This is a genomic window from Pseudoalteromonas sp. SW0106-04 (assembly GCF_001293805.1).
GTDB classification, from domain to species: domain Bacteria; phylum Pseudomonadota; class Gammaproteobacteria; order Enterobacterales; family Alteromonadaceae; genus Pseudoalteromonas; species Pseudoalteromonas ruthenica.
Map to the genome: position 1 here is coordinate 49,496 of NZ_BCAI01000007.1, position 23,298 is coordinate 72,793.

A 23,298-nucleotide genomic window follows, 5' to 3' on the forward strand; every position below is an offset into this window, starting at 1 on the left:
ATCAAGAATAAAATTTTCTAACTATTCCTTAAAGTAAAAATAAAATATATAAAAGGAGTCGCGCTTAAGCACCTGAGGTGCCCCTGGGTTTCTGTAAGTTATCTATATAAAAGTTATAAGTATGAATTGATTAGAGCCAAGTAGGCTTGGCTCTAAGGCTATAACCAAGAGGGAAGGGAATCCATGGCAATAAGAGTATCGTAATCGATACGCTCGCGAATAATACTGTATTGATCATCCTTTACCAGTACTTCTGGAGCATTAAGGCGGGAATTGTAATGTGAGGCCATCACTGCACCATAGGCGCCTGCGCCCATAATCGCTACCAAATCGCCACTTTGGCACTGGCCAATGGTGCGGCCTTTGGCAAAAGTGTCCCCCGTTTCACACACCGGACCGACAATATCATAAGTGACCTTTTGCGTTTGCTCGGTGACCGTGACAATGTGATGATAGGCATCGTACATACTGGGGCGAATAAGGTCATTCATGGCCGCATCTAAAATTAAAAAGTGACGCTGTTGTCCGGTTTTCACATACTCAACGCGTGACACTAACACCCCGGCATTGCCAAGTATTGAACGCCCCGGCTCGACGATAATTTTACAACCAAGGTGGCCTAAATGGGCTTTGGCAAAGCTAGCATAGGTGGTGATATCTGGCTCTTGGGATTGCTCTCCATAGTTGATCCCAAGCCCGCCGCCAATATCGATGACCTGGATATCAATACCTTGGTGCTGCAGGCTTGTCACCAGGTCAGCAACTTTACTAAAGGCCTGGTCAAACGGGGTCAGCTCGGTTAACTGTGAGCCGATATGTACGTCAACACCACTCACCTCAATGCCCGGCAGAGTGGCGGCCCGTTTATAAAGTGCAGGGGCTAAGTCGATGGCAATACCGAATTTATTCTCGGCCATTCCCGTGGTGATTTTGGCATGGGTCTTGGCTTCAACATCCGGGTTAACACGAATCGAGACCCGCGCACGTTTGCCCATGCTGTGCGCTTGTTCGCTGATGCGCATCAGCTCCGGTTCGGATTCTACGTTGAACTGTAAAATGTCCTGCGCCAAAGCGTAGCGTATTTCGGCAACACTTTTGCCTACGCCGGCAAAGACGATTTTATCAGCGCTGATCCCGGCGGCTAGGGCACGCCGTATTTCGCCTTCAGAGACGGTGTCGGCACCGGCGCCTAAACGCGCTAAGGTCGCCAATATTGCCTGATTGGAGTTGGCTTTTACGGCATAACAAATTAAGCTATCCAACCCTGCAAATGCGTCACTGTAGCGCTGGTAATTGCTGGCAATCGCTTTACTGGAATAACAGTAAAAGGGCGTTGGCACCTGCTGAGCAAGCGCTTCTATAGCAAGGCCTTCGACTTGCATTTGCTGACCCACGTAGGGGAAGTAGGGAAGTGGATGCATAACTAAAAAATTACAGTAAATTTAAAATTAATTGAATAATCTATGCTCATTTGCAAGACTATTCAAGCTTTATAAGAACAAGGATAACAACATGTCTTGGTATTCCATTTTGCCGCCGTTGATTGCCATTGCAATCGTATTTTGGCGCAAAGAGGTCATAATGGCGCTGTTAGTCGCGGTGGCCTCTTCGGAGTTTTTGCTTGCACTCCAGGGTGACGGTAACACACTTTTCTTCACTTTTATTAATACTATAGAACGTGTGGTGGCAACGGCGTCCTCTGCGGGGAATAGTCGCGTGCTGTTATTCAGTATTCTTATCGGTGCACTGCTTGCCTACATTCGCGAGTCTGGCGGGGTGGCGGCAACCGTAAACCTGTTAATAGGCAAAGGGGTGGCAAAGTCAAAGCGGCAGGTGGGCTTTTTGACCATGTTTTCCGGTATTGCCGTATTTATCGAGTCAAACCTCAGTGTATTAACTGCGGGGATCCTCTCACGCGGCCTATTCGATAAATTTAAAATGAGCCGGGCGCGTCTGGCCTATATAATTGATAGCACCAGTGCTCCAGTGTGTATCTTAATTCTGCTTAATGGTTGGGGCGCTTATGTGCTTGGGCTGTTAGAAAACTATGAGTTGGAGCAGTCGGCGGTGTCTATCTTATGGGGCAGTATCGGTTATAACTTTTATGCCATTATCGCCTTATTGATCGTGGCCTACACTATCGCCTTTGATAAAGTACACGGACCAATGAAAGTGGCCGAGCAAAAGCTGGAGCGCCTAGAGGTTAACGAAACAGCGGACAAAGGCACCAAAGCACGCTTTATGCTGGTGCCCTTGGCGACATTGATAGTTTCTATGGTTGGTTTTATGTTCTGGACTGGTAATGGTGATATTGCCAGCGGCAGCGGCTCGAAATCGGTGTTGTATGCAACTATTTTAGCCTGTGTTGTTGCTTATTTCTTACTCAGTACAAGCCGCCAATTCAGCCATCACCAATTGGTGGACATGGGCTTTAAAGGCATGGGAGAGTTATTACCATTGGTGGCTATAGTGTTGCTATCGATGACCTTGGGCGCGAGTTTAAAAGAACTCGGTACAGGGGTGTTTGTTGCTTCACTGGTAGGCGATTACCTGCCGTTGGTATTGGTGGTGCCAATGCTGTTTGTAACCGGCGCGGTGATCTCCTTTACCACCGGCACCTCGTGGGGCACCTTTGCTATTTTAATACCCATAGGTGTGCCGCTGATCCAAGCATTAGGATTACCGCCTTCATTGGTGATAGCCGCTATTTTAGGGGGTGGCGTGTTCGGCGATCACTGCTCACCAATTTCTGATACCAGTGCGGTGTCTGCCATTGCTTCGGGCTCCGATCTGCTTACTCACGTAAAAACGCAAATGCCTTATGCTTTATTCGGCGGTGCGTTAACTTTTATTGCTTACCTATTGGTGAGTTTCATCGTTATTTAACAACTAGGCCCATAGCCAACGACTGTGGGCCAGTGTTTATCCATAAGTGATAGTACTTTGCTCGCAGCGCTTGCTATAATCGCTGCGTTTTTATATCTGTGGTTGCCCTTATGAAGTTACAGCAAATCGATAAAGCGCGTTATAGAAAGCATTTAAACCGAGTTTTAGCTGCCTGTATTGGTGCCTTGGTCTTGGGGAGTCTCGGCATTGCGCGATTACTGATTATCGCTTTTCCCAGTGCATCCGGCAGTCATTTTCACTGGAACTTGCTCGGCGTGATTATCACCTGTGCGGCCATTGCCTTGGTGCTTAAACGTGTGCAACACCACCCGTATTTGCGAGAAGTGCTGTATGTATGGCATTTAAAACAGGCGCTGAATCAGATCACGCGCCGCCTGCGTAAAATTAAGGCGGCGGCGGAGCAAGGCAATGTCGAGGCCATGCATGCCTTGCAGTTCAGTTATTCTGGCTCGCGCCAGCTTTGGCAACTTGACGATAACACCATCACCATGGACGAATTAGCACTGGAGCAAGCCAAACTGGACACCTTAGCCGAACGTTACCAAGTTGAGCCCAGCGCGGAGCGTTATCATAGCAGCACCCTTAAGCAATTTTAAGCTTGGCTAAGCACACTTAGGTGTGCCTGCTTGGCCTACCTTGCGAAGCGCTAATAGCAGTGCGTTAATAATCGCACACAGTGCCCAAATAGCCCACCAAGGGGTATCCCAAGCAAAGGTATAGCGCAGCAAAGCCAGTACCGCGAAATAGCTAATCACCGAATACTGTAACCACAGGCCAAACTGTTGGCTGAAGTGCGTTGGCGCATAAAGCACAGCTTTGCGGCCAAGGTGTAAGCTAGCGACTGCCAAGAGCGCGACCACCAGACCCACTATCACAAATGACAACCACACCATCCACTGCGCCCAGTCTATAACTTGTGCAGATTTAGCCGGCCCCGACCATAGTGCATCCCAACTAACGGTAACGATCAGTGCCGCACTCAGTAATTTGGGGTCTATACCAGGGGCCTGCTCGCTATTGCAGCGATACTCACAGATCAAGTAATAACCTACAAATATGAATGCGATAATTCCGACAATTGGAGTGAGTACGGGGACTTGCTGCACGCTAAAGTAAGCCGCGAGGTAACCAAGCATAGGAAACACCGTATGTGTTAGTGTGACCCCCGCTATCCAAGTGAATACGCTGCGCCGACTCATGAGTTGTTTGGCTTGGGTTAGGGTGGTGATGGCGACATCAGCACCAATTCCTAAGCCCATGAGCAGACTTGCTAATACAAAAGCTTCTATGGGTGTGCCCATCACTCACTCTCCTGAACAGTGGGCGTGCGGGCTTCATCGCGTCGCTGAACATGCTCCCAGTCTAGGCGCATATCCCAAACGTACCGATGTTGCTCTTCGAGTGGCGCCTGAGATTCATCTACTTGCTGTAATACGTTAGTGGCCTTGGCAATGGTTGCATCACGGCCAAATAAATAGCTCTGCTCAGCGACAATTGTGCGATACGCTTTATTTAGGTCCAGTGCTCGGCGTGGTGAGGGAGTGATCAACTCGTAAATGCTGTCGATGGCTGTCACCTTGGCTTTATTCACACTGCCATCTAAGTTGAACCAACGTCGCAGCATTTCTTTGTTCTGTCGGAATTCATCGCCACCTCCCACTCGTTGAAGGTAAGTTAAAAACTCGCCTTGGGTTTCACCAATGTTGGGTGCATCGTGCATACTTGCCAAGTTTATATAGCCCCAGCCTTCTCGCCCTGTGACTTTGCGTGGAAAGGAAAAGGTTTGATCAAACGTCGCTCCCACGGTTTTATGGCAGCCATTGCAAAATGCCATTTCCTGAATGTCTTGGTGGCGTAGTTGCCCTTGCTCATCTTCGATATAGCCATTGATGGTCCACCCAAACATATTATTAATGCCTTTATCACCCAATGGTCGAGTGCGTGGCAGTTTCTCGAAGTGCTTCTCTTTCGCCTCACTGTAATAGAAAGAAGCCAAGCGTGCTTTTGATTTAAAGTTGTGTTTGCGCATGTAGCGTACTTCTTTCATGCGTGGTGCATTATAAATACGTCCTTGTGGGTCCACGCCAATGTAACGCACGGTGTGTAAAAACTCAGTCTCTTGAGGGTAGAGCTGGTAAGCCAATTCGATATCTTGGGCATCGCCTAAGTAGTGACTGCGTTTGCCAATAGCGTGTATTTGCTTTTCGAGCCGGTTGTTGCCGTTAAGATCTACACCGATCGCTTGCTCGGAGATAGAAGGCGTACTCAATTGCTCTAAGCCCTTGATGGCCATCTCCACTAAGCTGAGGTTGGCAATGTATACATCTTGATTATATTGCCCGTTAAGTTCACGAAAGGGGGCACCAAGGCGGATCATCACATCACCGGTGGAGCCGTTGGTGGGCCAAAAGGTGCTAGGGAAGGGCTTGTAATTAAACGCAACCCAGTGGCTCTTGTCGCGAGCAAAACCAAGCTCATCAAAGGCTTGCTGCGGATAAGCAAGGTTTTGAATATGCGCTATTTCACCTTGCCACTCGCTGTCTGCCTGCAGTTTTTCAATAAATGGCGAATAGTTATCTTCGTTTATCCACTGCTTTATTTCTTCATCGGAAATAGATGCGATCATCTCACTGCGATCAATAAATAAATTACGCCAATGATTCTTCATTCCCAAATCCGAGAACTGGTATTCACCTTGCAAATTACCATCATTCATTTGGTTCGGACGTTTGCTGTCTTGGCGGTCTGTCTGATGACAGGCGTAGCAAGGGTTATGTTTACCTTGTGTTTTAGTGTAGCACTGCGGCGGGATCACCGACTCAGGGTTATACACTGCACCATGCTTTAAATAGGCGGTTGCAGGAATTTGCTCTGTGGGCTGGTAGGCAAAGTCTGCGCTCTCACTGGTAGTTGTATTCGTTAATAATGGTTGCGTACGCTGTTGTTCCGAGCATGCACACAGCAAAACAGCCAGTGCAAGGGCCAGCGCCGAGTTAAGTTTCATCATAATGGCACACCGATGGGAAGTTATAGGTAAATGAGGGGGGCAACCCCCTCATAGAGTGCGAGGATTAGTTGCCCGCTGGGTCGTACAACCAAAGGGTGTTGTTTTCTTGGAATCCATCCTCACCGATGATCACGCGACCATCGCGCATGACAATGGTGTTATCTGGTTGTGATAACTGCTCTACGTCACAACGTGCTGCGCCATCAAGACTGCGGCGATAGGTGGAACCCATTACCACAGGCTCAATACGAGTGAGGCTGTAGTTGCTGTCTATGTGTGCACGATATAAGCCACCACAGTCTTCCACGCGATTGGATAATTGCATGTCTCCCTCATCGTCAATCATGGTGTTATCGATATCAGCGATACCAATATACATAAACGCTTCGGTGACGATTTCATCAGCAATCATATCTTGGCCAGTGATTGCTTCCATGACGCGGTCATGATTGATACTAATGCCTTCGAGCTTACGCCACTCTGCGGTGGCTCCTTTTAAGCGAGCTGCTTGGCGAGACTCTAAAAAGGCCGCACGGTCATCCATAGGCTCACCAGCGGTAACAGGGCTTCCGCCTTGTGCTTCACTTGGGTAATGAGTGGCGCCATCAGCCCAGGCCTGCACGTCAGCCATGCTCATATAGCTGGTTTTACCTGCAACATAATCACTGGTATCAATGCCATCATAATCAGCAATCCAAGCTGCAATTGTGGTGTTATCGCCACTGGCCAGAGCCACCCATTCAACATCAAACCCTGTGACCGCTGGGTCACTAAGGCCTTCATCCTGAGTCAATTTTGCCCCGTATAATGTGCCAGCACTCAAATCTTCCGGGGTATCGGCGACAAATTTAAACAACACCCCACCGGTATCATCTTGTGACGAGTACACGGTTTTTCTATCCGGCATAACCACTGAGTTTTCATGCTCATAGCGGCCAATAGTGTAGTGTTTTACCACTTCTGGATTGGCGCTGGTGGGCGCGGTGATTTCAGCAATGTAGCCATAACGGTAGGGGTTAGGGAAATCCGGTGCTGTAAGCATCTCAAGACCATCGGTACTGGTGTCTGCTGGGTCATTCCAACTGGCGTCGGTGGTTGAATCAACGCTTGAGCGCACAATCCACTCTTCTGAGGTTAATGGGGTGCCCCAAGGAGACACTGAACCAAAGCAGTTAGCTGCGGTGCCCCAAACATTATCGAAATCAACCATCATGGCTTCAGCGATTGACCAAGTACCTTGAGTATTTTTGCTTAGCTTTAAGCGGCTAACTCCCCCAGGGTATGACTCCCAGTTCGTGAATAAGTAGCCCTCATTGTCGCTAGTAGGGATAAAGCCGTTAAAATCTGGGTTTTCATTCTCAATAATTTTCTCATTGCCGACCATGGAGTAATGTACACCTAACCCACCGGGCAAGCCTTTATCACCTAAATCAGCAAAGGTATCACCGGTCTGGCCTAATACTTGGTATTGGCCAACCGCTGACACCACGGTTTGACGCTCATAATCCGATTCTGGCACTGGTGAGCTAACGATATTTTTAGGCAGCTGGTTGAAGTTTACGCCCGCTAGCACGCCTACGGTACCACGATTGATAGCGCGGCCATTGAACTCATCCATGGCAGCATTGGTGTCATCAGGGTGCTGAACATTGAAAAACAAATCCCCCTGACGAGTTAAGAATGCCCCGGTCACTTCAGCTCCAGCAGGTACAGTTGCCAAGCGTGTTAATTTACCACTTGCTTGTGCATTTGCGCCGTCTTCGCCACTTGCTCCATCTTGGCCATCGGCGCCATCCTGTCCAGCTGGGCCTTGTTCACCAACCGGGCCTTGCAGACCTTGTTCACCGTCGTCGCCATCGCAGGCTGCCAACGCTAAGACCATGGAAGCAGTCAAAAAAGATAATTTTAGCTTAGTATTAAGCATGTGAAACGCCCCTTCACTTATAGTTATTTAATCAATGTTGCAGTCGATACTGCGACCTAAGGTCTCGCTGCAGCGATATAATTGCCTGTTGAAAGCGGGGCTTATACTAGGGAGCGGTTATTGCAAAGTGATGGACAAAAGAAGACCTTTTTGTGGTACTTATAATACACTAATGTGACTTTATAACGTTTTTGTAGAGAGGTATGTGCATCCGCTATATCAAAATAGAGGCGCTGAGTTTGGCTAAATACCAGCCATAGCAACGGCATTTTTTTGCTGGTTTTTTACCTTGTACATGGCTTGATCGGCGGCAATCACTAGATCTTGTAAGGTGGTACCGTGTCTAGGGGAAGTGGCGATACCTATGCTGGCGCCGACACTCACTTGCTCGCCATTGTCCAATCGTGTGGCTTGGCTGAGCGTCTCTCGGAGTTTGTCGGCAAGGTGTAACGCCGGTGTTTGTTCAAGCGCATCGAGAATGATGACAAACTCATCACCACCCCAACGAATACATACATCCTCTTTGCGCACATGGTGTTGTAGTTGTGTTGCCACATGGCAAAGGATGTCGTCGCCTGCATCGTGGCCATACACATCATTGATCGGTTTAAAGCCGTCAAGATCAATCAACATCAAGGTAATGTCTTGGTCGTTATCAAGGCGTTGTTGCGCCGCCTGTTCGCCTCCTAGACGGTTAAATAAGCCTGTTAAACGGTCTGTGGTGGCTGCTTCGTTAAGCTCAGCGACCATTTTTTTGTGGCGAGTAATATCATTAATAAAAATCTGTAGGTAGGTATCTTGTTCCTTACCATAGCTGCGGGTAACAAGAATATGAGCCCAAATGCAATCTTGTTGGCAGTCAGTGCATAGCTGATACTCACCGGTGGCAATATCATGCTGATCTAAGGAGTTGCGAATAGAGCGGATGATTTTTTCTGGCTCATTAAAAGTGCGCGCCACAAGCTGATACAAATCTTTTTCCAAAGGAATACCGAGGCGGTTAAACAGCCGCTCTGTGGACGCGTTATAAAGGATGATATTGCCTTCGCGGCGGGCGAGGATCATTGCCGACGCCGCATGCTCGAATAATAAGCGTAGCCGACCTTCTAGCTTTTGTACCTCTGAGCGCAGAGCCCGCTCTTGGTTAAAGAGGCGCTCTGTTTGCGCAAGCATAGCGTTAATACTGTGGGTAATTTCGCCTATTTCACTGGCGTTGTGCGCGAATGGGGTATGCAAGCGATTATCGCCGCCGGGGGTGATGCCCTTAAGCTGAGTGTTAAGTCGCGCCATCGGCTTGGTAATTATAAAATAAGCCAAAATCGTAAAGGTGAGTAATACCGCGAGGGTTTGAAAGACCAATAGTTGCGCACTGGATTGCGCTATCGACCGTGCTCGCTGTTCTATCATGGACCAGGCCGGTAATAGACGCATTTGTCCGACCGCCTCATTGGCGAAAAAGGGATTATACAAGGTGAAAGTTTTTGCTTGCTGCCAATCACCTTCTCCTTGACTGGCTAATGGCTGAGTGCCTTGGATTTGCGCGGCAAGAATACTGTCGTTCTTTAACAGGCCACTGATAACTTCGATTGCTAAGTCTTCGTCTTGCAAGTAAGCGGCAATAGAGGCAGTGCTCGAGACTGTCATATGCAGCTGAGCAATTGCAAGGTTGGCTTTCTCTACCTCCTGCTGGTAGACGCTACGGTAATAGTATTTCACTGCGATAACGCCAACGATTAACGAAGTGAGTACAAGCGCAATGGCTAAGCGCAGGATCAGGCTATGTTTATTGAACAAGAGTATAAACTACCTTCACGTCGTTAGTGACTTCTTTAAGCTTTACATAGCCGATGGCATTGTCAATTTCTCGGACCCTTTTTATTACCTCAGCGCTGCTTGCCATAGTTAAAGGCGGTTTTGCATGGCCACTGAACTTGACCCGTGACCAATAAGCATTAATGCTGCCAATCGGACGCTTAGTTAGACCTTGATAGAACTGCTCACGCAGCAATGAATCCAGTTGCATGTCCAAAGGTGCGGCATGTTCCCCAGAGGGAAAAGCGATAAGTCGACCCATATACAAGTCAACTAACTGCTTGGTGGTTAAACTTTGCGTAGGGTTTGCCTTATTAACTATAACGGCTATTTTTTCTTGTCCGTACGCAACAGCGCTCAATAAAGCGTAAAGTGCGCACGTGATGATGAAGGCTCTCATACTAGAACACCCAATCAATCGTCGCGCTTACAACGGTGAACGATTCTGGCGTAGAAAACACCTCGCGGCGCAGCATAAATTGGTTATCGCTGCTGTCTAAATCAATGTACTCGAGCTGCAGTTTAGCCGCCATATCAGCGCGAAAATCATAGCGAGTGCTGAGCGAAGTTGTTGACTGATCGTTGACGTAATAGTTAAAGCCGCGCTCAAGCTGAAAATGCAGTTCATCGGCAAGGGGGTTTGTTAGTCGTGGTTTATCAATCTGCTGGCGCTTGCCATGCGTCACTGAGTAACCCAGTTGCACAGTGAAATCTTGCCATCTTGTGCCGAAAACGACATAACCGTTGTGCAAATGTGAGAGAATGTCTGAATCAGCACTGACACGGGCAATTTCCGATTGCACATAGTACTGACCGTTATCGTACTTTGCGCCTAAGGTCACGTACTGCAACCGTGTATCCACCGTTTTGAAACGCTTGGCAATATCTTGTGCTTGAGGCCAGATTTGTTCAGGCACACTTTGCGCCAGCTCGCGTAGTTGGGCGTAATGGTCGGGCTCATTATCGATATAGGCTTGGGTATAATTGGCTCGCCAAAGCCAGTTACCTTGCTCTAGTGTGAGCGTAGCGCCAGCGATATCATCAAGAGCAATTCGCCATTGAAAATCGAAATTTGTAAGGTAATCTTTTGACTTGCCGTAATACCAGCGTGTGGAGAACATCCCCTGATCGGTGGCGTGGGCTGAAGATAGTTCGATACCATCAATGCTGCGATGGGGAATAAGGCCATAAAACTCAATGGGTGCGTGGGTCGCTGTATAGGCATAGCCTATGTTGCGATAAGGACTCATCATAAACAAATCAAACGCGGTACGCCCGGCTTTGATGGTCCAGTTTGGCTTTGGTGAGTAACTCAAAAAGGCCAGTTGGGTAACATCGCCAAGGCTATAGTCGGGGTGGCTTTTGAGTACCCACTGGCCCGTAAAGCCCCACTGAGTATTAAACTGCTTGTGTAACTGAATGCCTAATCGCGACAACGAGGAAAAGTCTAATTCAGAGTTTGTTTTACCGTCGGTTACCGATACATCAGTACGAAACCCGTATTGCTCGGATTCATTATAGCTTACGCCGACAGTGGCAAAGCCGCTAAGTTGAGCGGGTTGTGCCAGTGCTGCCGCGCTACTAATAAGCAATGAAAAACCACTAAGTGAACGAAATAAGCGCATGATGCCTCTGAAATTTAGCCATAAAAAAAGGAGCCTGATGTGGGCTCCTTGCTTACGAATCGCGGCGAATTATAAGAAGGTTAGCTGCAACTGGCAACTAAGTAGTCAGTCCTGTTTGCTATTCGAGCACCTAAGTTGATTAAAAATAGTGCACTATGTACTTGAATTGAATGATGATTCCACCTAGCCTGAGAGCCTAGAAAAAAATATAAGAAAAACCCATGCAGTTAGTGAATTATACGCAGTATGTAAAGGCTTTAGGGCCGGGAATATTAATGGCGACCGCCGCCATCGGCGGCTCACACCTGGTTGCTTCAACCCAAGCCGGTGCGTTATTTGGGTGGCCGTTGTTATGGCTGATCATCGCCGTGAATGCGCTTAAATACCCTTTTTTTCGTTTCGGCGTGCATTACACCTTGGCGACCAACGACAACCTAGTCGAGGGTTACAAAAAGCAGGGGCCTGGTTTTTTTTATAGCTTTGTGGCTTTGAATCTGATTGCAGCGGTTGTTAACACTGCTGGGGTACTGCTATTAACGGCGGCGCTGGCCCATTATATGCTCGGTGGAGTGCTTGGGTTAACGGCGTTATCAGCCCTGATACTGTTGTTTTGTCTGATATTGCTATTGTTAGGCCATTATCGCGCCTTAGACAGCGTGGCTAAAGTGATTATGGCGGTACTGGCGTTGAGCACGCTAGGTGCATTGGCTATTGCCTTGGTGCAAAGCGGCGGTGCGCCGATGGCGATGAGTGCAGAGTTCCAAGCGCCCGACCTCTTTTCGCTGGCAGCACTTAGCTTTATTGTGGTGATGATGGGATGGATGCCCGCACCCATCGAAATCTCCGCGCTTAACTCACTGTGGCTGCAAGCAAAGCGGCGCAATACCACGATAACGACAAACACCGGCTTGTTCGACTTTAACTTGGGGTATGTCGCCACCGCAGTCCTGGCTGTGGTATTTTTTGCCTTAGGGGTGTTGATACAATACGGCAGCAGCAGTGAGATTGCTTTGGCTGGGGTCGCGTTTGCACAGCAGCTCATCGATATGTATACGCAAACCATAGGTGAGTGGTCGCGTTGGCTGATTGCCGCCGTGGCGTTCTTATGTATGTTGGGCACCACGCTTACGGTGCTAGATGGCTATGCCCGCACGCTGTTTACCAGTGCCAAGCTAATGAATCGTCGGTTGCTACCACGTCATCTCCACTCTTGGTTGATACTGCAAGCGGGCGCCGGGATGGCAGTGATCTTATTTTTTAAAAGCAACTTAAAAGAAATGCTTACCTTTGCCATGACCCTTGCCTTTTTAACCACGCCGGTATTTGCATGGCTTAATATGCGTTTGGTCAAACAGGCAAAGATCAATCAACCAACTTGGTTAAAGGCGTTAAGCTGGTTGGGCATGGCCTATTTAATTAGCTTTAGCCTGGGTTTTGTCGCCCTACAGTTTTGGCCGAGTTAAACACCTATTTAGCACGGTTTATTTGTAAAGTCCGGATGTCTTGCATCTCCTTGAAAGAGCCATAGGAAAGAACTTTCTTAACAATTTTATCTTCACACAATGCTGTGTCTTTAACCCAAGCGGTGCGACCTGATTTATCGATTAGTAGCGTAAATGCAGGGCAAGGTTGATAGCCTAACGCCGTTGCTTTATCGCGCCAAAGCAGTTGGCTCGAAATAATAGTGGTGATGGCGACAACAGCAATAACTCCTAAAGCGATGATCACCTTTCGCTCCATGACCGGGATTTTCTCGCCTTGCTTCTTAAGACGATAATAGAACGTACCTAAAAGAAAGATATTTGCGGCTATAAATACCAAACATAGGCTGACATAACCGATAGCGTAAGGTTTTTCTACTACTAATGGGTAGCTGTTATCCAGTAAGGTAAAACGCTGGATAAGATCAGGCACGGTACTTGTGAATGTCCACCAAATTGACCAAATCGTGAGTAAAGAAAACCCAAGTATGATTGCTATGTGGGTATGAAGTGGTGGCAGTGGTTTCATCTTTCGGTGCTAAATCCAATTCCATTTGATGTTCAACACTATCTATGTGCTGTCGTATTAGAGCTGTTTAGGATTCTAAATACAACATGTGGCGACACTTTCGCTATTAAGTCACAAAAACTAAGCGAATAAAGTTGTTTACAATGAGCGCTTAAGTTAGCGCTTTAATTGCTGCACTAATACCATCAAGGGTGAGCGGAAACATGCGGCTTTGCTCATTGCTTGCCATGAGTTGGTCTATCATCTCGATGGAGTGGTAATAACGCCAATGCGATTGTGGCTGTGGGTTAAGCCACACCACTTTGTCAAAATGTTGGGTAATACGCTGCAGCCATAACGCGCCAGGCTCTTCATTCCAGTGCTCAACGCTGCCTCCCGGGTAGGCTATCTCGTAAGGACCCATGGTGGCATCACCGACAAAGATGACTTTGTAATCGCTGCCAAAGCGCTGCATCAGGTTGTGAGTATCAATGACTTGGTCGTGACGACGGTCATTGTCTTGCCATAGATGTTCATACACGCAGTTATGGAAGTAAAAGAACTCCAGGTGCTTAAACTCACCATGAGCGGCGCTAAATAACTGTTCGCATAGGTGAATATGGTCATCCATGGAGCCGCCAATATCGAACAGCATAATGACATTTACGGCGTTGTGGCGCTCGGGGGCCATTTTTACATCCAACATGCCCCCTTGTTTCGCCGTTGCCCGAATAGTCTCAGGTAAATCTAGGGTATCGCTGGCTCCGGTACGGGCAAACTTACGCAGTTTTTTCAATGCCAGCTTCATGGTCCGAGAGCTGATATCTGCGCTACTATCGAGGTTACGATACTGGCGTTTATCCCACACTTTTACCGCGCGGCGCTGCCGTGACCCAGGTTGGCCAATGCGAATGCCCTCGGGGTTGTAGCCAAAGGCGCCAAAGGGCGAGGTGCCGCCGGTACCTATCCATTTATTACCACCGGCATGGCGCTTTTGTTGTTCCTCAAAGCGTTTCTTTAATTCTTCCATGAGCTTATCTAAACCGCCCATGGCCTCTATTTGTTCTTTTTCTGCAGCGCTTAAGTGCTTTTCAAACTCTTTGCGTAGCCACTCATCTGGAAGCGTATGCTGGGCTTTCAGCGCCTCGAGTAAATCGATATCTTCTATGCCTTCGAAATAGTCGGCAAAGGCTTTATCAAAACGGTCGAAATGAGTTTCATCTTTGACCATAACAGTGCGAGCAAGGTGATAGAAACCTTCGGTATCGGCAAATACTACGCCCGCTTTGAGGGCTGCTAACAAATCCAGCAACTCACGCAGGCTGACAGGCAAGCGATACTTACGCAGGGTGAAGAAGAACTCAATTAACATTAGCGGCGGCTCATAAACGCAAGCTTTTCAATTAACGATACATCCTGCTCGTTTTTAAGCAGGGCACCAAATAATGGCATTAACCCGCCTTTATCTGCGCTTTGTTGTAGCACCTCGGGACTGATGTCTTCAGCCATTAACAATTTAAGCCAGTCGAGAAGCTCGCTGGTGGAGGGCTTTTTCTTTAAGCCATCAACTTGGCGCAAGCCAAAAAATACCTCTAGCGCCTCACGCAATAGCGTTTGCTTAATGTCGGGGTAGTGAACATCGACAATTTGCTGCATTTCTTCTGGACTTGGGAAGTCGATGTAGTGGAAAAAGCAACGGCGTAAAAAGGCATCGGGAAGTTCTTTTTCATTGTTGGAGGTGATAATGACAATAGGGCGTTGTTTAGCGACTACGCGCTCACCGGTTTCATAGACAAAAAACTCCATCTTATCGAGCTCTAGCAGTAAATCGTTCGGAAACTCGATGTCGGCCTTGTCGATTTCATCAATTAACAGCACCGGGCGCGGACCTTGTTCATCGCTCGCAAACGCTTGCCATAACTTCCCTTTAACTATGTAATTGCCGATATCATGGACACGCTCATCACCTAGTTGCGAGTCACGAAGGCGAGATACCGCATCATATTCGTAGAGCCCTTGCTGCGCTTTGGTGGTGGACTTTATATGCCACTGAATCAGTTCACTGCCTACGCTTTTTGCAAGCTCTTCAGCCAATAAGGTTTTTCCTGTTCCGGGTTCGCCTTTGATCAGCAGCGGCTTTTGTAGGGCAACAGCTGCGTTAACCGCTTGTTTTAAGGCGCTACTGGCAATGTAGTGGTCGGTAGAATCGAAATGCACGGAATAATCCTATTACTGGTCTGACATCAATGTGCTTAGTCTGCCATAGTTCGATTTGTACACCAAGTCATGCTGTGACAGCGCTCGCTAACACAGGTATAATGGCCGATATTGTTTCGCGCTGCGATAAGTTGCCATATTGAATGAATTATTTGTGTTTGGATGAATACGCAAAGGCTTGGGTGTTTAAGCACCAAGAGCTATTGATAGCCCCACAACAGTTGGCGCAGATAAAACCGATGACGCCAACCCGTTCAGCGGTGCTGTGGTCGACCTTTATCAGTCGGGATAAGGACCACCCGGACTTTTTTAGCGAAGATGATTGGTTATGCCAAGCGCAGCACTGGCAAGCGCAAGAAGTGTTTTGGGAGCAGGCATTCGAAGATGAAACAGCAATCCCTGAGCCGATTCTTAGTCATTTAGATTGGCAAGACAACACCACAGTCTATTTTTGTAATAGCCGTGATGAGGTTATCGAAACTCGGTTTGATGTGTTTAAACAACATTGGCAAAACTTTATGTTTTTAGCTGATGGCAGCATTTTGATTGGCAAAAAACGCCCTCAAGTGGTGCAATTCATGGAAACAGGTTTTGCCCGCCTGGGTGAGCAACCGAAATAGCGCGAGTATCTTGAAGCATCGGACAGATATCATGCTTCTCAAATTTTGCACAACTATGGTATAAACTTAACCTCTACGACTAGGAGGTATTGTGCAGCAACCGTCATCGCAGCAGGCCGATTTATTTGCGCTGGATCAGCAGCGGGTGCTCTATGCTGAGTTGTGTAATGCCTTTTATGCTCGAGAACTACAGCGCTTAAGCCAGCACCTAGAACCTAGCGGTGATGCGGCTCGTGTGGCGCGTATGCTAGCCAGCTTACCTTATTATGTCGAGCGCGCGGCGTTTCACATCGTTCGTGGTCATAGCCCGTTAACCTTAGATGGGCAAAATGGCAGTTGGATTGCCAAGCAGGCCACTAAGGCGCCAGTACCAGATAGCGAGAAAAATCATGCGTTTTATAGTCGCTTTGCGCAAATTGGCATGTTAGTCCCGGTATTGGTGGCGCAGCAAGGAATGCAGTATGTAATGCTCGATACGCTTGATCAAGTCAGTAGTAACCGAGTGCATTGTAATCAAAGCGGGTGGTTTGATTTGCAGGGTCAGTATCAAGATAGCCGCATACAACATCAAAAAGTGATGCTGTTATGGCCTAGCAAGAAGCATTTTACGCCGGCCTGCTGTGGCCACCGTTGGCAGCAACACAAGGTCACATCGCCGCGCACATTAAGCTTGCGGGAAATGCTGTTAACAACACGAATAAACTGGAAAAACTTCAGGCAACCATTGCCTGTAAAGGATACATAATGCGCCTATTTCAATTAGGCCTCGTGGCTTTGTTTTTTTACTTACAGTATCTGTTATGGTTTGGTCATAATGGCATTGAGGATTACACCCGACTGCGTAAAGCGGTCGCCAGCCATGAGCTTACTAATCAACAATTAAGTAAACGTAATAAACTGCTTGAGGCAGATATCCAGGACCTGAAGTTGGATTTGGAGGGGGTAGAAGAGCGGGCCCGCCACGAACTGGGGATGATCAAACCCGGTGAGGTGTTTTACCGCGTTTTACCGAGCAAGCAATCGCTTAGAAAAGAATAATAGTTACTGAATTTATATGACGACACAACCTCGCATTGTTGCCATCGTTCCCGCTGCGGGAGTGGGCTCCCGAATGCAATCAAGCACACCCAAGCAATACATCGAACTGCAGGGCAAAACAGTCTTAGAGCATACCCTGAATAAGCTTATGAAAGTTGGCGAGATCAGCGCCATTAAAGTGGCCATTAGTGCGGCTGATGATTACTTTTCCACGCTCGCCATCAATAAACAGGTTATTAGTACTGTCGCTGGAGGCCGTGAGCGCGCAGACTCAGTGTTGGCGGCGCTGGATGCCATAGAGCAACAAAGCCCTGATTGGGTCTTGGTGCATGATGCGGCACGTCCTTTAGTGTGTGCACATGACATCGAGAATCTGATAGCGCAATGCTGCGCTGCAAAGCAAGGGGGTATTTTGGCCGCCAAGGTGCGCGATACGATAAAGCGCGGCTGCAAGCGCGGGTGCAATAGTGAAGATGATGGCGAATTTATCGACATGACCATACCGCGAGAGCATTTATATCAAGCGTTGACGCCGCAATTCTTTCCTTATGAGCTCTTGCGCCAAGCGCTGCGCGATGCGCTCGCTGCGGGTGCCAACATTACTGACGAAGCATCAGCCATGGAGTGGGCTGGACATCCGGTACGCTTAATCACCGGACGCAGTGATAATTTCAAAATAACCACGCCAGAAGACTTACAGTTAGCAAACTTTCTTTTGGCCCAACAAGTAACGGAGTTTGTATGATCCGCATTGGTCATGGCTATGATGTACACCGCTTTGGTGGTGAAGGGCCGCTAGTGATTGCCGGCGTGAGCATCGATTATGAGCAAGGCTTTATTGCCCACTCCGATGGCGATGTTGCTATTCATGCCTTATGTGATGCCCTACTCGGGGCGTTGGCATTGGGGGATATCGGCAAACATTTTCCTGATACCAGTGCCGAATTTGCTGGTATTGATAGCCGTATACTGCTGCGCCGAGTGATGCAGGAAGTGAATAATAAGGGCTATGCGGTGGGCAATGTTGATGTCACCATTGTCGCTCAAGCACCGAAAATGCGCCCTCATATTGATGCTATGCGCCAATGTTTAGCCGATGATTTACAGGTACGCATGGATCAGGTCAATGTTAAGGCAACGACCACTGAAAAGCTCGGTTTCGCAGGGCGCAAAGAAGGGATAGCCAGTCATGCGGTGGCACTGTTGGTCGAATCGTCATGAGTGACGCAGTATCACCCTGGGAGCAGCCTTTAGCTGAGCTAAACTATTTATACGGCAAGCCAAGCGCAAAAGCGCTGTTTAAAGAGCACGCCGAAGACTTTATGGTCGACGAAGAGCTTGGATTTGAGCTCGATGGTGAAGGTGAGCATGTTTGTATTCATATAATCAAACGTGGTGTTAACACACAGGCGGTCGCCAAAGTCATTGCCAAGCTCGCACAAGTGGCTCCTAGAGAGGTGGCTTACGCCGGGCAAAAAGACCGCCAAGGTGTGTGTAGCCAGTGGTTTAGTGTTCCTGTTCCGATAAAGAAGCATATTGACTTCAGTGCCCTAAATGATGAGTCAATCTTTGTTACTGAGCAGCAACGCCATGGTCGCCGTTTGCGTCTCGGTTGCCATCGAGGGAATCACTTTAAAATACGCTTGCGTGAGGTAGATGAGCCACTAGCGGTGCTTAGTCGTATTAACGCCGTGCGTCAGGGAGTGCCCAATTACTTTGGAGAGCAACGTTTTGGTCATGGCGGGCATAATCTCACCATGGCGCAGCGGATGTTCCAAGGTGAGCGTATCCGCGATAAAAAGCTGCGCTCGATGGTGATTTCCGCCGCCCGGTCTTACATTTTTAATCAGATCGTTAGTTTGCGAGTAGCCGAGCATGGCCTTGCCAAAACCCTGCAACATGAAGTGTTTATGCTCAGTGGCAGTAACGCCTTTTTCACTGATGCCATTACTCCTGAGAACATCACCCGCTTAGTACAAGGTGATATTGAGCTGTCTGCCCCCATGGTGGGTAAGGGGGATAAGGCACTAGTGGCGCAAGAGCGTCAATGGTTGGCACCATTTAATGATTGGTGCACGGGATTGGCACAATTAGGGCTTAAAGGGGAGCGTCGTATGCTGCGTCTTTACCCTGAAAACTTAACTGTCGCAGCGCCAAGCGAGAATGTCATAGAGCTGAGTTTTAGTCTAAAAAAAGGCTGTTTTGCTACGGCGTTACTCAGAGAGCTGGTTGACTATCGACAAAGTGAGAACAGTATTACAAGGAATCACGATGAGAATATTGCTAAGTAATGATGATGGTGTGCATGCCAAAGGAATAGCCGCTTTATATCAAGCGTTGCAGCAAATTGCTGAGGTTGATGTGGTGGCACCCGATCGAAACTGCAGTGGTGCCAGTAACTCATTGACGTTAATGAACCCACTGCGTGCCCACAAGCTAGACAATGGTTTTATCAGTATCAATGGCACGCCGACCGACTGTGTACACGTTGCTTTGAATGCATTATTGGCGCAACAACCGGACTTAGTTGTCGCGGGCGTAAACCATGGTGCTAATTTGGGTGATGACACCCTCTATTCTGGCACTGTGGCCGCCGCCACCGAAGGCCGACACATGGGCTTACCAGCCATTGCTGTGTCGCTTGTAGGACCAGAGTGTGAGCACTTTGAGACGGCAGCACAAGTGACGGTTGATATAATCAAAAAGCTCAAGAGCCACCCATTACCGAAAGACCAAATTATTAATATCAATGTTCCTGATGTGCCTTACCGTGAACTTAGAGGCATTAAAGTAACGCGATTGGGTGCTCGTCATAAAGCGGAAACCATGACCGCACAGCGTGACCCTTGGGGTCGGAAGGTGTATTGGTATGGCTCGCTTGGCCCTGAACTAGATGCGGGGGCGGGCACTGATTTTGATGCAATTCGTCAAGGTTATGCCGCAGTGACGCCAATGAGTGTGGATATGACCGCTCATGAAAGCATTACCCCCTTGCAGGAATGGCTGTTGGAGTCTGGTGATGATCGGTAATCTGCAACGCAGTGCAAGTTCATTGGCAGAGTTGTTGGCCAAAGAGGGGGTGACTGATCAGCGCGTGCTTGAGGTTATAGCACACACCCCTCGGCATGTATTTATAGATGAGGTGCTAAAACATAAAGCCTATCAGAATACCGCTTTACCAATCGGCCAAGGGCAAACGATCTCGCAACCCTTTATCGTCGCGCAGATGACCGCACTGCTGCGCCAGCATGGCGTGAACTCTAAGGTGTTGGAGATAGGTACAGGTTCTGGTTATCAAAGCGCTATATTGGCACAGCTGTTTGACAAGGTGTACTCGGTAGAGCGTATCAAGGCGTTGCAGTGGCAAGCAAAACGCCGCTTGCATCAGCTTGATTTGTATAACGTCAGCATGAAGCATGGTGACGGTTGGCAAGGTTGGGCATCTCAAGCGCCATTTCAGGGTATTATAGTGACTGCCGCAGCATCCAGTGTTCCCGAGCAGCTGCTCCAGCAGCTTGATGACGGTGGTGTGATGATTGTGCCAATAGGCGATGCTGAACAAAAGCTAATGGTATATACTCGCCATGGAAATCAATTTAATCAACAAGTTATGGCCGATGTACGTTTTGTGCCCTTGGTACCTGGCGACATAATATAAGGAAGTTTTCTTGCAGTTATTTACCCCTTTGTACGATGCCGCATTGCGTTGGGCCGCTCATCGACATGCTGAGCGCTACTTAGCAGGAATGAGCTTTGCCGAATCGGTATTTTTCCCCGTCCCCCCTGACGTCATGTTGGCACCGATGTGCTTAGCGAAAACTTCACAAGCTTGGCGTTTCGCTATTTTGACCACCTTAGCCTCTGTTATTGGCGGAGTACTAGGTTATCTTCTTGGTTTTTGGTTATTTGAACCCTTAGTTGAACCATTTATCCATTCTATGGGTTGGCAAGATAAATTTGCCCAAGCACTCGCTTGGTTTGAACATTATGGCGTGTGGGTGGTATTCATAGCTGGCTTCTCGCCAATACCTTACAAGGTCTTTACCATAGGCGCTGGTTTATTGCAGATGGCCTTTTTACCTTTCTTGGTGGCATCGGCAGTAGGTCGAGGTGCACGCTTTTTTCTTGTCGCTGCATTGATGAAGTGGGGAGGAGCGCGTATGGAGCAAAAACTGCGACAATACGTGGAAGTGCTTGGTTGGCTTGTAGTTAGCTTGGCCATCGGTTTATATTTGGTTTACCGCTAAGCTATGCAAGGGCGCTTTATGCAAGTGAAATGCACTAGTGTGATAATACTGGTTTGCTTGTTATTGAGCGCTTGCTCGTCTCGAAATACACCCGCACCGGTTTCTGTCTTGGACACTGGTCGGGCCAAAGTGTCACGAAAAATTCATATCACCGGGGAGCACTACCGTGTGCAAAAAGGCGATACCCTCTACGCCATTGCTTTTAGTGCTAACAAAGATGTTCGGGAAATCGCGCAAATCAATGGTATTAAGCCGCCGTACACTATTTACCCAAAGCAGTTGATTTACATCGAGTCGCAATGGCTAAAAAAGAAAAAGCGAGAAAAATATCGTAACTCGAGTAAAAAGTCTACAAAATCAACACAAAAAAATAACAAAAAATTAAAGAAAGAGGTTGCGAAGCCGATACAACGGGAGTATGTTCGAAAACAACCTAGTAAAAAAACTGTTAGCAAAAAAGTAAGTTCTGCTAACAAGTTAGCTCAAAATTTGAGCTGGCAATGGCCAGCACAGGGAAAGGTCACGCAGCGTTTCTCTAATAAAGAAAATGGCTATAAAGGGGTGCAGATAGCCAATCGAGCAGGGACTTCTGTTCGTGCTGCCGCCGATGGTGTGGTCGTGTATGCGGGTGATGCGCTACGGGGATACGGTAATTTAATCATAGTGAAACATAACGATGATTATCTTAGTGCGTACGCACACAATTCGCGTTTACTAGTACAGGAAAAACAGGATGTCAAAGCTGGGCAAAAGATTGCCGAGATGGGCAGCTCTGAGTCCCCTGTTACCGCTCTTCGTTTTGAAATCCGGTATCGAGGCAAAGCAGTCAATCCGAGCAAGTACTTACCCTAGCTTTACAAGCACGAAACAGTAGTAAGGTGTTTGGGATTTTTACCGCGCTACACCGGAGGGTACTCTGATGGGTCACACTGCAAAACTTGAAACCACACAAGACAACGCCACTGATACAAATGTTATCGACGAACCAAAGGAAGAACTCCTAGAGCAAGTAGAGGAAAGTAATGCTGAGGAAGAGATCTTCGCCAAGGACGATAATGTTAAAAACCTCGATGCAACGCAACTTTACCTAAGTGAAATTGGCTTTTCGCCGCTGTTAAGCGCCGAGGAAGAAGTCTACTTTGCACGTAAAGCCTTACGCGGCTGCGAAGCGTCAAGAAAACGCATGATTGAGAGCAACCTACGCCTGGTTGTGAAAATTGCCCGACGTTACAATAATCGTGGTTTAGCGTTACTCGATCTGATTGAGGAAGGTAATCTGGGGCTGATCCGCGCCGTGGAGAAGTTTGATCCAGAGCGCGGTTTTCGCTTTTCAACTTATGCAACATGGTGGATACGACAAACCATAGAGCGTGCGATAATGAACCAGACACGCACTATTCGCCTACCGATTCACGTGGTTAAAGAGCTTAATGTTTACTTGCGTACGGCCCGTGAACTGACGCAGCAACTGGATCATGAACCAACTGCAGAAGAAATTGCAGAGCGTTTAGACCGACCAGTAGAAGACGTGACTAAAATGTTGCGTTTAAACGAAAAGATTTCCTCTGTTGATACCCCGATTGGTGGTGACAACGATAAAGCATTACTGGACATTATTGCCGATGAGAAGGGCAGTGGTCCCGAAGGGGAAGTGCAAAGTAAAGATATCAACGATCATATCGTGCATTGGCTTGATGAGCTAAACCCTAAACAGCGGGAAGTTTTGGCTCGACGCTTTGGTTTATTAGGATACGAGCCATCCACCCTTGAGGACGTAGGCCGAGAAATTGGCCTCACCCGAGAGCGGGTAAGACAAATTCAAGTGGAGGCATTGCGCCGATTAAAAGATATGCTCCATCACGAAGGGCTTAACACCGAGAGTCTATTTGAACAAATGTAATGACTGATTACC

At 47.9% G+C, this 23,298-nt stretch carries 24 protein-coding genes; 14 read left to right on the plus strand and 10 right to left on the minus strand.

Annotated features, from left to right (window positions below; all coding sequences use genetic code 11):
* Positions 1-158: 158 nt before the first annotated feature.
* Positions 159-1,421, minus strand: coding sequence for a diaminopimelate decarboxylase (lysA, locus tag W04_RS09550; RefSeq protein WP_053910665.1), 1,263 nt, complete (start codon positions 1,419-1,421; stop codon positions 159-161).
* A 91-nt stretch (positions 1,422-1,512) separates the two neighbouring features.
* Here lysA and W04_RS09555 point away from each other — a divergent pair, with 91 nt between their 5' ends.
* Both W04_RS09555 and W04_RS09560 read left to right on the plus strand, forming a co-directional pair.
* On the plus strand, positions 1,513-2,886 hold the full coding sequence (locus W04_RS09555; protein WP_045978496.1) for a Na+/H+ antiporter NhaC family protein: 1,374 nt from the start codon (positions 1,513-1,515) through the stop codon (positions 2,884-2,886).
* Positions 2,887-2,996: 110 nt separating this feature from the next.
* The gene (locus tag W04_RS09560; RefSeq protein ID WP_022946447.1) at positions 2,997-3,503 is read left to right on the plus strand and encodes a DUF3087 domain-containing protein; all 507 of its coding nucleotides are present in this window, start codon (positions 2,997-2,999) and stop codon (positions 3,501-3,503) included.
* Between the two features lie 6 nt (positions 3,504-3,509).
* Here the strand turns inward: W04_RS09560 and W04_RS09565 are convergent, their stop codons facing one another.
* The 6 genes from W04_RS09565 to W04_RS09590 all read right to left on the minus strand — a co-directional run bounded on the left by W04_RS09565 (position 3,510) and on the right by W04_RS09590 (position 11,275).
* The gene (locus W04_RS09565) at positions 3,510-4,208 is read right to left on the minus strand and encodes a manganese efflux pump (RefSeq protein WP_053910666.1); all 699 of its coding nucleotides are present in this window, start codon (positions 4,206-4,208) and stop codon (positions 3,510-3,512) included.
* On the minus strand, positions 4,208-5,911 hold the full coding sequence (locus W04_RS09570; RefSeq protein WP_053910753.1) for a hypothetical protein: 1,704 nt from the start codon (positions 5,909-5,911) through the stop codon (positions 4,208-4,210). Before W04_RS09570 ends, W04_RS09565 begins: the two co-directional genes overlap by 1 nt.
* 67 nt (positions 5,912-5,978) lie before the next feature.
* Positions 5,979-7,838 (minus strand): alkaline phosphatase PhoX, encoded by a 1,860-nt coding sequence (locus W04_RS09575; RefSeq protein ID WP_053910667.1) that lies wholly within the window; start codon positions 7,836-7,838, stop codon positions 5,979-5,981.
* Positions 7,839-8,081: 243 nt separating this feature from the next.
* Complete coding sequence (locus W04_RS09580) at positions 8,082-9,632, minus strand: sensor domain-containing diguanylate cyclase (protein WP_053910668.1); 1,551 nt, start codon at positions 9,630-9,632, stop codon at positions 8,082-8,084.
* Positions 9,622-10,050 carry a hypothetical protein gene (locus W04_RS09585; protein WP_053910669.1) on the minus strand — a complete coding sequence of 143 codons (429 nt, stop codon included), beginning with the start codon at positions 10,048-10,050 and terminating at the stop codon, positions 9,622-9,624. The genes W04_RS09580 and W04_RS09585 overlap by 11 nt, the downstream gene beginning before the upstream one ends.
* A gap of 1 nt (position 10,051) precedes the next feature.
* Positions 10,052-11,275: a porin gene (locus W04_RS09590; RefSeq protein WP_053910670.1), complete on the minus strand. Its 1,224-nt coding sequence runs from the start codon at positions 11,273-11,275 to the stop codon at positions 10,052-10,054.
* Positions 11,276-11,496: 221 nt separating this feature from the next.
* On the opposite strand from W04_RS09590, the gene W04_RS09595 reads away from it, so the two are divergent.
* Positions 11,497-12,738 (plus strand): NRAMP family divalent metal transporter, encoded by a 1,242-nt coding sequence (locus W04_RS09595; RefSeq protein WP_053910671.1) that lies wholly within the window; start codon positions 11,497-11,499, stop codon positions 12,736-12,738.
* A 4-nt stretch (positions 12,739-12,742) separates the two neighbouring features.
* Here the strand turns inward: W04_RS09595 and W04_RS09600 are convergent, their stop codons facing one another.
* From W04_RS09600 to W04_RS09610, 3 genes are all read right to left on the minus strand, one after another.
* Positions 12,743-13,285 carry a hypothetical protein gene (locus tag W04_RS09600; RefSeq protein WP_053910672.1) on the minus strand — a complete coding sequence of 181 codons (543 nt, stop codon included), beginning with the start codon at positions 13,283-13,285 and terminating at the stop codon, positions 12,743-12,745.
* 151 nt (positions 13,286-13,436) lie between these two features.
* A complete protein-coding gene (locus W04_RS09605; protein WP_053910673.1) occupies positions 13,437-14,636 on the minus strand; it encodes a VWA domain-containing protein in 1,200 nt (399 codons plus the stop codon).
* Positions 14,636-15,481, minus strand: a complete 846-nt coding sequence (locus W04_RS09610; protein WP_053910674.1) for a MoxR family ATPase — start codon at positions 15,479-15,481, stop codon at positions 14,636-14,638. Before W04_RS09610 ends, W04_RS09605 begins: the two co-directional genes overlap by 1 nt.
* Positions 15,482-15,624: 143 nt before the next feature.
* Between W04_RS09610 and W04_RS09615 the strand changes: the two genes are divergently transcribed.
* From W04_RS09615 to rpoS, 11 genes are all read left to right on the plus strand, one after another.
* Positions 15,625-16,101, plus strand: coding sequence for a DUF2947 family protein (locus tag W04_RS09615; RefSeq protein ID WP_045978503.1), 477 nt, complete (start codon positions 15,625-15,627; stop codon positions 16,099-16,101).
* A gap of 91 nt (positions 16,102-16,192) precedes the next feature.
* A complete protein-coding gene (locus W04_RS18975; RefSeq protein WP_053910675.1) occupies positions 16,193-16,846 on the plus strand; it encodes a hypothetical protein in 654 nt (217 codons plus the stop codon).
* Positions 16,846-17,139: a cell division protein FtsB gene (gene ftsB / locus W04_RS09625; RefSeq protein ID WP_022946460.1), complete on the plus strand. Its 294-nt coding sequence runs from the start codon at positions 16,846-16,848 to the stop codon at positions 17,137-17,139. The genes W04_RS18975 and ftsB overlap by 1 nt, the downstream gene beginning before the upstream one ends.
* Positions 17,140-17,155: 16 nt before the next feature.
* A complete protein-coding gene (gene ispD / locus W04_RS09630) occupies positions 17,156-17,884 on the plus strand; it encodes a 2-C-methyl-D-erythritol 4-phosphate cytidylyltransferase (RefSeq protein ID WP_053910676.1) in 729 nt (242 codons plus the stop codon).
* On the plus strand, positions 17,881-18,360 hold the full coding sequence (gene ispF, locus W04_RS09635) for a 2-C-methyl-D-erythritol 2,4-cyclodiphosphate synthase (RefSeq protein WP_053910677.1): 480 nt from the start codon (positions 17,881-17,883) through the stop codon (positions 18,358-18,360). The genes ispD and ispF overlap by 4 nt, the downstream gene beginning before the upstream one ends.
* Positions 18,357-19,430, plus strand: coding sequence for a tRNA pseudouridine(13) synthase TruD (gene truD / locus W04_RS09640; RefSeq protein ID WP_053910678.1), 1,074 nt, complete (start codon positions 18,357-18,359; stop codon positions 19,428-19,430). Before ispF ends, truD begins: the two co-directional genes overlap by 4 nt.
* Entirely contained in the window at positions 19,411-20,169 is a 759-nt protein-coding gene (gene surE, locus W04_RS09645) for a 5'/3'-nucleotidase SurE (RefSeq protein WP_053910679.1), read from the plus strand. The genes truD and surE overlap by 20 nt, the downstream gene beginning before the upstream one ends.
* The gene (locus W04_RS09650) at positions 20,159-20,797 is read left to right on the plus strand and encodes a protein-L-isoaspartate(D-aspartate) O-methyltransferase (RefSeq protein ID WP_053910680.1); all 639 of its coding nucleotides are present in this window, start codon (positions 20,159-20,161) and stop codon (positions 20,795-20,797) included. The genes surE and W04_RS09650 overlap by 11 nt, the downstream gene beginning before the upstream one ends.
* 10 nt (positions 20,798-20,807) lie before the next feature.
* The gene (locus W04_RS09655; RefSeq protein WP_053910681.1) at positions 20,808-21,386 is read left to right on the plus strand and encodes a YqaA family protein; all 579 of its coding nucleotides are present in this window, start codon (positions 20,808-20,810) and stop codon (positions 21,384-21,386) included.
* 3 nt (positions 21,387-21,389) lie between these two features.
* Positions 21,390-22,238: a peptidoglycan DD-metalloendopeptidase family protein gene (locus tag W04_RS09660; protein WP_053910682.1), complete on the plus strand. Its 849-nt coding sequence runs from the start codon at positions 21,390-21,392 to the stop codon at positions 22,236-22,238.
* Between the two features lie 67 nt (positions 22,239-22,305).
* Positions 22,306-23,286 carry an RNA polymerase sigma factor RpoS gene (gene rpoS / locus W04_RS09665; protein WP_022946468.1) on the plus strand — a complete coding sequence of 327 codons (981 nt, stop codon included), beginning with the start codon at positions 22,306-22,308 and terminating at the stop codon, positions 23,284-23,286.
* The last annotated feature ends 12 nt before the right edge of the window (positions 23,287-23,298 follow it).

Coding starts and splice junctions, on each gene's coding strand:
- lysA (WP_053910665.1), bottom strand. CDS start 1,421: ATGCATCCACTTCCCTACTTCCCCTACGTGGGTCAGCAAATGCAAGTC.
- W04_RS09555 (WP_045978496.1), top strand. CDS start 1,513: ATGTCTTGGTATTCCATTTTGCCGCCGTTGATTGCCATTGCAATCGTA.
- W04_RS09560 (WP_022946447.1), top strand. CDS start 2,997: ATGAAGTTACAGCAAATCGATAAAGCGCGTTATAGAAAGCATTTAAAC.
- W04_RS09565 (WP_053910666.1), bottom strand. CDS start 4,208: ATGGGCACACCCATAGAAGCTTTTGTATTAGCAAGTCTGCTCATGGGC.
- W04_RS09570 (WP_053910753.1), bottom strand. CDS start 5,911: ATGAAACTTAACTCGGCGCTGGCCCTTGCACTGGCTGTTTTGCTGTGT.
- W04_RS09575 (WP_053910667.1), bottom strand. CDS start 7,838: ATGCTTAATACTAAGCTAAAATTATCTTTTTTGACTGCTTCCATGGTC.
- W04_RS09585 (WP_053910669.1), bottom strand. CDS start 10,050: ATGAGAGCCTTCATCATCACGTGCGCACTTTACGCTTTATTGAGCGCT.
- W04_RS09590 (WP_053910670.1), bottom strand. CDS start 11,275: ATGCGCTTATTTCGTTCACTTAGTGGTTTTTCATTGCTTATTAGTAGC.
- W04_RS09595 (WP_053910671.1), top strand. CDS start 11,497: ATGCAGTTAGTGAATTATACGCAGTATGTAAAGGCTTTAGGGCCGGGA.
- W04_RS09600 (WP_053910672.1), bottom strand. CDS start 13,285: ATGAAACCACTGCCACCACTTCATACCCACATAGCAATCATACTTGGG.
- W04_RS09605 (WP_053910673.1), bottom strand. CDS start 14,636: ATGTTAATTGAGTTCTTCTTCACCCTGCGTAAGTATCGCTTGCCTGTC.
- W04_RS09615 (WP_045978503.1), top strand. CDS start 15,625: ATGAATTATTTGTGTTTGGATGAATACGCAAAGGCTTGGGTGTTTAAG.
- ftsB (WP_022946460.1), top strand. CDS start 16,846: ATGCGCCTATTTCAATTAGGCCTCGTGGCTTTGTTTTTTTACTTACAG.
- ispD (WP_053910676.1), top strand. CDS start 17,156: ATGACGACACAACCTCGCATTGTTGCCATCGTTCCCGCTGCGGGAGTG.
- ispF (WP_053910677.1), top strand. CDS start 17,881: ATGATCCGCATTGGTCATGGCTATGATGTACACCGCTTTGGTGGTGAA.
- truD (WP_053910678.1), top strand. CDS start 18,357: ATGAGTGACGCAGTATCACCCTGGGAGCAGCCTTTAGCTGAGCTAAAC.
- surE (WP_053910679.1), top strand. CDS start 19,411: ATGAGAATATTGCTAAGTAATGATGATGGTGTGCATGCCAAAGGAATA.
- W04_RS09650 (WP_053910680.1), top strand. CDS start 20,159: ATGATCGGTAATCTGCAACGCAGTGCAAGTTCATTGGCAGAGTTGTTG.
- W04_RS09660 (WP_053910682.1), top strand. CDS start 21,390: ATGCAAGGGCGCTTTATGCAAGTGAAATGCACTAGTGTGATAATACTG.
- rpoS (WP_022946468.1), top strand. CDS start 22,306: ATGGGTCACACTGCAAAACTTGAAACCACACAAGACAACGCCACTGAT.